2 protein-coding genes are annotated in these 1706 nt (G+C 71.8%); one reads left to right on the forward strand and one right to left on the reverse strand.

Annotated features, from left to right (window positions below; all coding sequences use genetic code 11):
* The coding region (locus G6026_RS13750) for a dihydrofolate reductase family protein (RefSeq protein ID WP_182613503.1) at nt 1-402 on the forward strand (402 nt) is incomplete at its 5' end.
* 1 nt (nt 403) lies between these two features.
* Here the strand turns inward: G6026_RS13750 and G6026_RS13755 are convergent.
* Nucleotides 404-1706, reverse strand: a 1303-nt coding sequence (locus tag G6026_RS13755) for a glycoside hydrolase family 3 C-terminal domain-containing protein (RefSeq protein ID WP_182613504.1), incomplete at its 5' end; no start/stop codon positions are given.

A 1706-nucleotide genomic window follows, 5' to 3' on the forward strand; every position in this document is an offset into this window, starting at 1 on the left:
GCCGAACCCGAGGACGCTTCCTGGAGCCCGGACGAGCACGAGTTCGCCCGTCGGTGGCAGGACCTCACACACATCGCCGTGTCGGAGACCATGGCCGAGGCGGACCTGCTCTCCGCCCGGGATCTCCTGCTGCCGCGTCTCGATCCCGCCCGGCTCCGAGAGATCGTCGACGGCGCGGCGGGCGAGGTCGAGATATTCGGGCCCACCACCGCGAGCGAGGCGATCAGCGCCGGGATGGTCGACGACTTCCGGTTCTTCGTCGTCCCCAGGGTGGTCGGTGGGGGCCTGCGCGCGCTGCCGCCGGGCGCCGAACTCGACCTGGAGTTGGTCGAACATCGCGTCTTCGACAGCGGCACCGTGCTCTTGCATTACAGGCGTCGAGCGACCGGCCGGAGCACCTAGTTCACCGGTGGATCCGGGCGAGCTGCTCGGCGATCCCCGCCACCGCCTGCCGGTCCAGGCCCAGGAACCCGGAGAGCATCCGACCCACGGGGATGGACCCCACCAGGTCCTCGATCGAGGCCCCCACTGCGCCGCTTGCGTCGCCGGCATTCGCGGCGAGCGGGCGGAACACCTCGTCGAGGATCAGTCGTGCGTCGGGGTCCGCCATCGCCTCGGCGATGGTGGACTCGAGGTCGATCCGGACCGGGCGTGGATCGCCGGTGATCGGCACGGTGACCTCGACCCGGATGTCCCTACTGGACGCGGCGGCGGCGAAGACGTACCCGCCCCCTTCCACCAGCCACCTCCCGGCCGGCTCGTCCCAGTACGCCAGGTCACGGCGTTCGACAGCCACCTCCAGGACCCCGCTCTGCCCGGGATCGAGATCGATGTGCCCGAATCCCACGAGCTCCCGCGTCGCCCGCCTGCGCACCGACGCCGGGAGCGAGGAGTAGATCTGGACGATCTCGCGGCCCCGGACCGGGCCGGTGTTGTGGACCTCCACCCGTGCCGTCCACTCCTCGGTGCGTATCGCCTCGGCCCGCACTCCGTCGCCTCGTTGTCCTTCGTCCCCGGCGACGACGGACAGGGACCGGTACTCGAACCGCGTGTAGGACAGGCCGTGGCCGAACGGGAAGCGCACCTCGCGACGCCGGTGGCCGTATCCGCGGTAGCCGACGAAGATTCCTTCGCCGTACCGCAGGTGCGAGTCCTCGGCAGGGAAGTTGTCCCAGCTGGGAGCGTCCTCGATGCGGAGCGGGACCGTCTCGGCCAGTCGCCCGGACGGGGAGGCGTGACCGTAGAGCACTCTCGCGAGCGCCCGGCCACCGCCCTGTCCCAACAGCGCCCCGGACAGAATCGCGGTGGCGTGGGGAACCACGGGGGCCAGGTCCACCACGGATCCGGCCGACAGGATCACCACGATCCGGTCCCGCACAGCCGCGACCGCGTCGAGGAGCCGGAGCTGGTCACCGGGCAGATCGATGTGCGGGCGATCCACCCCCTCCGACTCCTGGTCGTCGGTCAGCCCGAGCATGAGGACGGCCACCTCGGCGTCGGATGCCACAGCGACCGCCTCGGCGAGGAGGCGGCCGGCGTCGTCACCCGCCCCGAAACCCGCGGCGTAGGTGACGCGGTCGTCCCCGGCGATCCGGCGGATCTCCGTCAGGGGCACGTCGACCCGGGTGGGGGAGACGCGGGAGCTGCCACCGCCCTGGATGCGCGGCTCGCGGGCGAACGCGCCGATCACCGCGACGCCGGTGCCC

Origin of the sequence: Dietzia sp. DQ11-38-2 (assembly GCF_014145055.1) — a bacterium.
GTDB lineage: Bacteria > Actinomycetota > Actinomycetes > Mycobacteriales > Mycobacteriaceae > Dietzia.